This is a genomic window from Psychrobacter sp. GW64-MNA-CIBAN-0177, from assembly GCF_040309585.1.
Classification (GTDB): Bacteria; Pseudomonadota; Gammaproteobacteria; order Pseudomonadales; family Moraxellaceae; genus Psychrobacter; species Psychrobacter okhotskensis.
Genome location: NZ_JBEOOY010000042.1, coordinates 1 through 9154, shown reverse-complemented (window position 1 = coordinate 9154; position 9154 = coordinate 1). Strand labels below are relative to the sequence as shown.

13 protein-coding genes are annotated in these 9154 nt (G+C 36.0%); all 13 read right to left on the bottom strand.

The annotated features are described in order from the left end of the window. Window positions 1–392: hypothetical protein (locus AAEY79_RS14015; protein WP_350588507.1), on the bottom strand; the 392-nt coding region annotated here is incomplete at its 3' end. Between the two features lie 150 nt (window positions 393–542). Then, complete coding sequence (locus AAEY79_RS14010; RefSeq protein ID WP_025652066.1) at window positions 543–1067, bottom strand: hypothetical protein; 525 nt, start codon at window positions 1065–1067, stop codon at window positions 543–545. A 115-nt stretch (window positions 1068–1182) separates the two neighbouring features. Beyond that, on the bottom strand, window positions 1183–1707 hold the full coding sequence (locus AAEY79_RS14005) for a hypothetical protein (protein WP_025652067.1): 525 nt from the start codon (window positions 1705–1707) through the stop codon (window positions 1183–1185). Next, window positions 1704–2219, bottom strand: coding sequence for a hypothetical protein (locus AAEY79_RS14000; RefSeq protein WP_025652068.1), 516 nt, complete (start codon window positions 2217–2219; stop codon window positions 1704–1706). Before AAEY79_RS14000 ends, AAEY79_RS14005 begins: the two co-directional genes overlap by 4 nt. Before the next feature lie 5 nt (window positions 2220–2224). Further along, on the bottom strand, window positions 2225–3325 hold the full coding sequence (locus AAEY79_RS13995) for a DUF2345 domain-containing protein (RefSeq protein WP_025652069.1): 1101 nt from the start codon (window positions 3323–3325) through the stop codon (window positions 2225–2227). A 28-nt stretch (window positions 3326–3353) separates the two neighbouring features. Then, window positions 3354–4553 carry a hypothetical protein gene (locus AAEY79_RS13990; protein WP_352288809.1) on the bottom strand — a complete coding sequence of 400 codons (1200 nt, stop codon included), beginning with the start codon at window positions 4551–4553 and terminating at the stop codon, window positions 3354–3356. A 34-nt stretch (window positions 4554–4587) separates the two neighbouring features. After that, window positions 4588–4953 (bottom strand): hypothetical protein, encoded by a 366-nt coding sequence (locus AAEY79_RS13985; protein ID WP_025652071.1) that lies wholly within the window; start codon window positions 4951–4953, stop codon window positions 4588–4590. Continuing rightward, a complete protein-coding gene (locus AAEY79_RS13980) occupies window positions 4938–5771 on the bottom strand; it encodes a hypothetical protein (RefSeq protein ID WP_025652072.1) in 834 nt (277 codons plus the stop codon). Before AAEY79_RS13980 ends, AAEY79_RS13985 begins: the two co-directional genes overlap by 16 nt. A gap of 21 nt (window positions 5772–5792) precedes the next feature. After that, window positions 5793–7067, bottom strand: coding sequence for a DUF2345 domain-containing protein (locus tag AAEY79_RS13975; RefSeq protein ID WP_352288806.1), 1275 nt, complete (start codon window positions 7065–7067; stop codon window positions 5793–5795). Between the two features lie 32 nt (window positions 7068–7099). Then, window positions 7100–7684: a hypothetical protein gene (locus AAEY79_RS13970; RefSeq protein WP_156915640.1), complete on the bottom strand. Its 585-nt coding sequence runs from the start codon at window positions 7682–7684 to the stop codon at window positions 7100–7102. A 67-nt stretch (window positions 7685–7751) separates the two neighbouring features. Continuing rightward, on the bottom strand, window positions 7752–8564 hold the full coding sequence (locus AAEY79_RS13965) for a hypothetical protein (RefSeq protein ID WP_352288803.1): 813 nt from the start codon (window positions 8562–8564) through the stop codon (window positions 7752–7754). Further along, window positions 8564–8824 carry a hypothetical protein gene (locus AAEY79_RS13960; RefSeq protein WP_157823970.1) on the bottom strand — a complete coding sequence of 87 codons (261 nt, stop codon included), beginning with the start codon at window positions 8822–8824 and terminating at the stop codon, window positions 8564–8566. Before AAEY79_RS13960 ends, AAEY79_RS13965 begins: the two co-directional genes overlap by 1 nt. Continuing rightward, window positions 8808–8951: a hypothetical protein gene (locus AAEY79_RS13955; protein ID WP_352288801.1), complete on the bottom strand. Its 144-nt coding sequence runs from the start codon at window positions 8949–8951 to the stop codon at window positions 8808–8810. Before AAEY79_RS13955 ends, AAEY79_RS13960 begins: the two co-directional genes overlap by 17 nt. Window positions 8952–9154: the final 203 nt, after the last annotated feature.

Sequence of the window (9154 nt, the reverse complement as noted above, 5' to 3'; positions counted from 1 at the left end):
CTTAAACGAGGCTCACTTAAACTTTTAGCATAAGTCCAACCCTTACCTTGCAGTTCTTTAAAGAAAGCCATCATTTTCTGATAGGCATCTTCGTCTGATATACCGCTTACTTTATGGTTGAATAAAAAGCCAAGATTGACTTTCGAGAGTTTGTAATTTGCTTGTTTGTTATCGTCATAAGCCAAGACTGACATAACACCGTCAATACTTAACTCACCATTAGGATATTTAATAATGACAGTAGGTTCTTTATATCTTGGAAAATCATAACCTTGAAAAGTAACCCCCATAGGCTGAGCGTCTGCTTCTTGGAAAGCTTTATACTCAGGGTTAGCACCGTATAAATCTTTAGCAGTCATGTTTAATGAAATTTCTAAAGGTTTATCAGGCATAACAACCTTTGTTTTAGCTTGGCAAGAAGTAGCTATTAATATGATAAAAAAAGAAGTAATGAACCTTAATCGCTTCAACATATCTATCTACTCATTCAGATCAAACATCAAAGTGCACTGCTTCTTACTATTCTAATTTTTATCATTAAGTCAATCGATTTTTTGGCTGTTATAAGATTGTAAAGTATCATATGTTTTAACCGCATCAAAGCTTGTGTTTAAATAACTGATTGACTTTAGTTGTAACATTTCTTCTGATGTTAAACTTGAAATGTTATTTACTTTGTCTATTATATGACTGCTGACTATTTCTTCAGAAATTAAACGTGCTCTCTTTCGTACTGCGGAGCTTTTTGCCTTATCTGTTGATAAAGCTACAAAATATTCAAGTGGAGCTGCACCATTTTTAAGCATACAGATCTTATAGTTGATATCTGAACGATATAATATGTAATCTTGAACTTTTTTTATGTCAATTTCACTTATCTTCTCTAAAGTACTTTCATCAGGTAAAGTTCTGCTTTTTTCTTCAGCAGTGCATAGATCTATAGTGCTCTCGTACTGTTCTATTGCTGATTCTAGAGTAATTTCATCTTCTAATTTTTTCTCTGTTTTAGCACAAGCTGGTACTGAAAATATAATTAATATTAATGAAAAGAATATAGTTTTTTTCATGGTATACATCCATCTTCAATAGCTTGAAATAATAATTTTTTGTAATGATCTTTTATGCTGAAATTGAGATACAACTTTGAATAGCTTGCAGAAGTTAAAACTTTGAATAACAAAATTACTTTGAAATATTCTCTTTATATGCTCGCAATGCCCTTGTTGTAACCAACAAATCAAAACTACTGTTTAAGTAGTCTATTTGATGAAGTTTATTTCTTTCTTCTTCAGGTAGGTTGTTAATATAATTAACATTACCTATAAAGTCATAAGGCATTAGAGTTTTAAATAAGTGTTCGGCTTCCCTGCGAGTAAAATAATCTATATTACTATCTAAAGCTACAGCCAAAATGTATTCTCTGGGTGTAGCACCATTTTGTATCAGACAAATTTGGTCATTTATATTACTACGATATATTATATAAGCATTGATAGTATTTTCAGAAAATTTGCTCATAGCTTTTAAATCATCTAGTTCAGGATCTTTAATAGAGTTTTTATCTTCTTCACACAAATCTACTGCATCATTCATAGTTTGAACTGCTCTATCTAGAGCTAAAGAATGTTCACTAGCACCTATGAACTGTGAACACGAGATGCATAACAATGTCATACTCCATATTAATGATAATTTAATATATTTCATGGCATACATCCTTCAGCAATAGCTTTAAAGAATTTTATTTCATTATTGTGTTTAGAATAGCCATCAGATTCTAATTCTAAAATAGCCCGATAAGCATCCTTTTCAACCATGTTCCTTTTTATTTGATCAACACTACCCATTGCTTCTGCAAATAATACCCAGTTAGCTCCGTCTATTTTTCGAGGGGCAGGTTTTATGGCTGCTTCTAACTCTGCTTTTGCCGATATACCCCAAATTGAGTTAATTGGTATTCCAGATGATGTCCTCCCGCCAGCAGGTCTTTTTGTAAATAAGAGTCCTGCAAATGCGGCAGGTAAAATTTTACTTAACCAGCTAGCTGATTCTATACGTGAGTCTATACTTTCAAGCCACCTCAAACTTATGTCACTAAACACTAAATTATTAATAATAGGACAAACCTTTAAGTTTGAGTTTCTTCTGGTTATTTTTACATCTATATTATTGCCGTCAGCAGTTGTTTTGCCACTCGACTCTTTACGCATAATCTGCATAACTACTAATCTCCAATCGTTGATAGATAAAGATGAACATTAAAGTTTTCTTCAATTGATGATACAAGGTTTGCAGTTTCACCCTCAGCATTAGTAGTTCCAAAATAAATTAACTCTTTTACCTCAGATACTGCACGATAATGAACATGACTATACGGGTTACCATCATCATCAGTAAACTTAAATTTAACTTTATAAAGTTCAATAGATCCCCAAGGGTCTTCATTTCTTAGATGCACTTTAATCTTATTGGAGTCAGAACTATAGAAATTCTCTGTACTTCCCTCAGCATCAGTTATACCTTCAAAGGTCTCTTGCGTATCCTCATTAATAGCAATATAAGGAGTATTGGCATAAGCAATGTCATCATCGTCTGCAAATTTGAACTTTGCTTTATACATCGCACCAGCTATCAAACTAGGCAACCCCGCCAACCCAAGCCCATCATTTCCACCTCCAGCCTTACTGTGCTTGCCACCTTTCTCCGTAAACTGTTTCGCTGCAATCGTAATGTCAGCACCATCAAGCGTGATCCTGGCACCACCAGCCGTCAGCGTAATCTTATTGGTGGCTACGACCTCAACCTCTTTGGTCGAGGAGGCAATGTTGACATCTTGCTTAGCGGTCGCTTCAAGCTTACCCGTGTGCGCAGACAGCATGATATTGTCTTTGGCATTGGTCATACTAAACTGACCATCTGCTATGATATTTAGAGACTCGCTACTGACTTGTTGATGACTATCGCCACTACTGATACTCATATCTTGCTGGGTAGTGCTGATCATCTCACCCATCGACCGTTGGATCAGCAGGTCTTCACTGACGTAACTACTATCTGCTGCGCTATCGATAAGGGTGTAGGGCGTTGTTTGATGGGTTTTGGTTTGCTGCTCGTTGCTGATATTCTCTAACTGTGTTTTGATGACACTGTGATCATTAACCGATCTACCCAAGCCCGTTGCCAACTGTGTTAAACGTTCTGCTAGATGCTGACCGCCAAGACCAGTTTGGGTGAGAGTCGGGGTGTGCTGTTGATAGTTATGTTGTCCAGACTGTGCGTGAGTTTGCGGTTGAGTAGAGATTAATAAATATAAAAAGCCACCCAAGGGTGGCTTGAATAAAATAATATATTAATTACCCTTTTTCAGCGTCAAATTGCCAAATCACCTCACCCCAGTTATTGTTTGGATAGTCTGGCATGATGTCGCCTTGCTTAAAGTAAGCACGACTGTCAGATTTTGCTTGCGTGAACCAGTAGCCTGACTTAGGGCAGGGCTGACCAGCTAGGCAACGGCCTCGAGCTTGACTAGTAATTTCAGGTTTATTGGGTTTGGTTTTATTTTCATAGTACGGCGTCATGTCTTCGCCCGCCTCTTGACGCTTAATAAAATCCTCGTAGGTAATTTTATAAGGGTCAATTGATACAGATTTGCTGGTATCGATACCTGTCTCTTTAAGTACGAGTGGTAGGGTATAGTCAGGTTGGTTCTGCTGAATCTTTAATCCCATTTTAATAGCTTCAGTTTCAATAAAGAGTCTAGCTTCAGGTAGTTTGTCATAAAGCTTACTGTATTCTTTAGTCAAAGGCTCATCATAATCATTCGGAACGATTTGTAGTAGTAGCTCTACTTCATTGAAAACCTCTAAACTAATCAGGTAATGACGCTTACCTGTGGATGAATCTGTTTGTCTATTCATTCTAATATTCATAAATACATCTGTACCATGTCGCAGTTGCCATGTTTGTAGATCATCGAGCTGCAACCACTGTTCAAAACTTAATGGATAAGTATAGTTAAGACTGAAGGCATATCCATCTTCTTTAGTAGCAAATGTAAAGCTATCTTTGGGGCTTAAACGAGGTTCACTTAAAGTTTTAGCATGTGTCCAACCTTTATTCTGTAGCTCTTTAAAGAAAGATATCATTTTTTTATAAGCATCTTTATCTGATATACCGCTTACTTTATGGTTGAATAAAAAACTAAGATTGATTTTAGAGAGTTTATAACTTTCTTGTTTATTATCCTCATAAGCTAAGACTGACATAACACCATCGATAGCAAATTCACCATTAGGATATTTGATAATGACAGTAGGCTCTTTATATGTTGGAAAGTCATAACCTTGAAAAGTAACGCCCATAGGTTGAGCGTCCGCTTCTTGAAAAGCTTTATACTCAGGGTTGGCATCGTATAACTCTTTAGCAGTCATGTTTAATGAAATTTCTAAAGGTTTATCAGGCATAGTGCTCTCTTTTTCTGCTTGGCAGGCAGTAGTTGAAAAAGATAGTGATGCTAATATTAAGGTTACTTTTAGAAGTTTATATTTAAACATAACCATCCCTGTTATTGGTTAACCTCTAAGTATTTCAATTGTTTTTCAAAAAAATAATCTCTTTTTGTAATTCCAACCATTCTGATTTATAGTGAAACTTATAATACTTTACTAAAAAGTCAGCTTTTAATTTATATAATTTTTCATTATTATATCTTGAGATATGTTGTTCAATTAATGGTGCAATAGTGTCAATCTCAAAAAAAGACCACACAGCAGGTATAACGCTTGAAAAATTTAGTGAACAAATAGGGGCTACTTCATAAAACAATGAATATTCAATTGTATCTAAAGAATAACTTTGAACTTTCTTCGCAATAGCATCGTAATTTATTTCATTATCAACAAATAATTCAGATAATGCTGACCATAATTCTCTTTTTTTCACAATACCTTCCATGTAGTAAACTCCTCCGCCTCTTCATATAGAGCTTCACCTACTTCCGAACCTATTAGTCCTCCTAACACACTACCAACTAGTATTACGGCAACGAAACATATAGGAGCACCAGGCCCACAGATTATTGATGCTCCCATTCCTGCAAGCGTACCTCCAGCTAGGCCACCACCAATAGTGCCACCTTGAACAAATGACTCTTTAACTTTATTTTCTGCTGTAGCAATATAATAGATTGCTAAGGCAGCAGTAACTACCCAAAGAACCTTACCTAATACCTTTAAACGTTTTACTTTTATTGTTACACTTTTACGGTTCCTACCAGAAGCCTCTATAATATGGTATTGTACTTTTTGTTTTTCTATTGGACTTAGTTTATTAAATTTTTTGGAAAAAAGTTTTTCTGAATACTTATCCATTAGATCTTCTGTACTAACTCCAACTTTCTTCATTTTAATTGCCCCAGCCTGACTTTGTACTGATGTTATACTTCTTGTTTCTTCCATAATTACGTTACGCATTTTACTACTGTACTCTAAACCTTCTACAACAGTAATCTTTCCACTATCTACTGCCTTTAAAGTCTCATTAGAAATCTCTTTTATTTTTTTAGTATAGTTAATTCTAGCATTTGCATCTTTTATGAAATCTTTAGCGAATTTAGAGGCTGCACCTTCAAATCCTTTGATAGAATGGTTAAGGACTTCCGTCCCATCAACATAATTTATATTATTAATTTTAGCTTGTTCTTCAAGATAAACTCTATCTTTCCAAGCTCTAGTGGCAGAGTTATAATCACTAACTCCTGTGTAACCGCTCATAGAAACCTCCTTTATTTAATATTACTCGGACATTAATTTTAATATATCGTCAACTAAGCTATTTTTAGATTTAGTCTTTTCATCAAATAAAATTTCAAATATTCTTACTTCTTCGCCGTATATATCTTTAAACTCTACATAACTGTTTTCGTCAAATATTGAATCTATAGAATCTCCATTGGTTAGAGTCAAGCGACATTTCATTCCAGCTAAATCAAGAGTATTTTCTTCAAAAGCAACCCAATCTGGTTTTCGTAGTACTGAATTTTTTAGTTTAACGATATGTTGTGGTAACCCCGCCAATCTTAACCCATCCATACCGCCTCCAGCCTTACTATGCTTCCCAGCTTTCTCCGTAAACTGCTTAGCGGCGATAGTGATATTAGCGCCTTCTAAGACAATACTCGCACCACCAGCCGTCAGCGTGATCTTGTTCGTTGCGACTATCTCAACCTCTTTGGTCGAGGAGGCGATGTTTATATCCTGCTTAGCCGTGGCTTCAAGTTTCCCCGTATGGGCAGAAAGGGTGATGTTCTCTTTGGCATTGGTCATACTAAATTGACCATCGGCTATGATATTTAGAGACTCGCTACTGACTTGATGATGACTATCGCCACTACTGATCATCATATCTTGCTGAGTGGTATTAATCATCTCACCCATAGTTCTATGAATCAGTATATCGTCACTGACATAACTTGTGTCTGCTGCGCTGTCGATTAGAGTGTAAGGTGTTTGCTGATGGGTTTTAGTGTCTTGTTCCTTGGCGATACTCTCTAACTGAGTTTTAATATTGGCATGGTCTTTGACGTTTCTGCCTAGTCCCGTTGCCAATTGCGTGAGTCGCTCAGCTAAGTGTTGACCACCCAATGCTGTTTGCGTCAGCGTCGGGGTATGCTGTTGATAGTTATGCTGTCCAGATTGAGCGTGGGTTTGTGCTTGGGTGGAGAGAACGAGCGCTTCGCCTGATTTTATATTGATTTGGGCATTAGTAGCCGCATTGATACCTTGACGTTTGGCGGTGTCTGATGGATTGATAACCCCCATCTTAAACGTTGCGCCCACTTGTCCGTCTTCGACCTTGAGCTGCGAGTACGCTTGCGCGCTACGATGATCAGTGACCCACTCTGATAAGCCATTGTCGGTATTGCGATAACCACTCTCTATCGCTTGTTCGTTCTCAGTGGTAAACAGACTAGGACGGGTATTCGATAGCAGACTACCCGTATTAATCAAATGCTCACCATCGCCAATAGACTGAACTAGCGTTTGATCATCGGCTCTATGAGTGCTCACCATCATTTGTTAGTGCAGTCTATTAATATACTTTACTGCGCTTTCAGCTCTTCAATCTTTTTTTGATCACTAAGAATAAATTTAAATTCTTCCAATTCAGGATATGAAAGTTTTGAAAAGTAATTTATTGAGTCCATATCCATCGGCTGAATTATAAATCGGTCATGGTCTGAAGAATAAGTGAATTTTCTAGAATCAGGTAATTCTGATATTTTTTTTTCTTCTAACAGATAAGTATCGAAAGTAGTACCATAGTTTTCATTTTTTTTATATAAACCGTAATCTAGCAGATAGATTTGATTGTCTATTTCTAGTATTTTGAATTTATTCTTTACATCTGTATTGTAATGATCATATATTTGATCTTTACTTATACTAAAAAATTTTCTGTTTTTATAGTTGACGAATAATTCATAAACGAAGGAGTTATCAAGATCAATTTTTCTCGTCGAGTTACTGTATTTTTCTTGATTATGAATACTAATTAGCTTAGTTTCAACATACTCACTATATTCATGACTATTCCTTAATAACTCAATATTTACCACAATATTATCCTGTAAATGTTTGTCGACATCTATATCTATATAAAGGTTTTTTTCTGCGTTAATAGACATAACTTTACTCACTAAATATATAGTTAATAATAGAATAATTACAATAAAAAGTATGCAATAGTATTTCTTACCTATGATCATTGAATATACCTTGATTAGAATTATTAGTAATAGTGTTATTTTTATAGAACCTCATAACTTCCGCTTTTGGAAAATCTTTAAGATTGGGTTTTTCTACTCCCTGCCAAGTTATAGAATCAAGACCCTTGCCGCCTAAGCTACCTACCATGTAGGTATTGGCAATATCCCAGCCTGCTCCTCCAAATATAGGAATACTTCGAGCGCCTGTCGTTACTCGGTAATCAGGAAATACAGAAGGGAAGGATGATGTGCTTTGACCTATAACTTCAACAGTAGAATAGTTCGGTAATGCTGAAATTCTTTTAGCAAAAGAATTAGTTTTTAAGGCAGATCTACATCCAAAGAAAACACATCTAGTTGTAGTTACACCTTTGTATGTAGCCCAGTTAAAATCTATACTTGACCAGCCATCTATATGCATTTGCTTTTTTTTGTCATTAAGCGGAGGGTCGTTAGGTGTATCATAAGTGATAGGCCCATCAGTTCCAGAATGAGAAAATATACTTACTTCTCTAGTTCTAACTTTACTTTTGCCTCCGTATTTTTTTATATAATTATTTATTATGACTTGTATTTCTTGTAAGGCTTGTATTGGAGGACAGTGAACCTTATGAATACTAGACTTGTACCAGCTTGATTTTTTAATATTTTTTAGTCTCGTTTGTGCTGACTCAGAAAACATTTTTGTTCCACTATCCCATTCATCAACCCAAAATAGTAAAAATAACTCGATAGGAGGAGAAATTTTTACTTTTTTATTATTGGGTGTAGATTTTGTAGTACCTGTAGATGAAGACATTACTTACTCCTTTCATTATCACTCTGCCAATCAAGTTTCAAAACCACCTCAATATCGTCTTCACTATTAGATTGAAACCTTTCTGACCAACCGTCTTTATCTGTATTACCTTTAAACTCTTCTCCTGTTACTTTATTAATAGCGGTGTAAGGCGTATTAGCATAAGGTTCCTCATCATCATCAACAAACTGATACGCTAAGTTATAAACCCTATCCATCAACGTCTTTTTATCAGGAATAATGTTAGGCAACCCCGCCAAACTCAACATCGATTAGCGTGTAAGGTGTTTGCTGATGGGTTTTAGTGTCTTGTTCCTTGGCGATACTCTCTAACTGAGTTTTAATATTGGCATGGTCTTTGACGTTTCTGCCTAGTCCCGTTGCCAATTGCGTGAGTCGCTCAGCTAAGTGTTGACCACCCAATGCAGTTTGGGTCAGCGTCGGGGTATGCTGTTGATAGTTATGCTGTCCAGATTGAGCGTGGGTTTGCGGTTGAGTGGATAGGACTAAATTTAAAAAACCACCCGAAGGTGGCTTAAGTAAAATAATAACAAACTAACCTTTTTCACCCTCAAACTGCCAAATAACCT